A 252-nucleotide genomic window follows, 5' to 3' on the forward strand; every position below is an offset into this window, starting at 1 on the left:
GTGGAGAGTCCCTCCACCCGGACGCCGGAACAGCAGCATCACCCGTCGATGCTGTTCCCGCCGAGCCCGACGCGGATCCGGACCAGGAGCTGCTGACGCAGCTTCGCGAGACCGAACGCGCGCATGAAACCGCGCGCGCCACCGAGACCCCCGCCAGGCTGGATAAGGTTCTCTTCGGAGTAACCGGTGCCCTGGCCATCGCCTTCATTCTGTGGGGTTTCTTCGGCCGCGAGTCCCTGGCCACCTCGTCCC

The 252-nt window shown here is 67.5% G+C and carries 1 protein-coding gene; it reads right to left on the reverse strand.

Features of this window, described 5'->3' with window-relative positions; translation table 11 throughout:
- Window positions 1–38 precede the first annotated feature (38 nt).
- The coding region (locus SB754_RS21765; protein WP_410784394.1) for a hypothetical protein at window positions 39–252 on the reverse strand (214 nt) is incomplete at its 5' end.

It is taken from the genome of Leifsonia sp. SIMBA_070 (assembly GCF_046534635.1).
GTDB lineage: Bacteria > Actinomycetota > Actinomycetes > Actinomycetales > Microbacteriaceae > Leifsonia.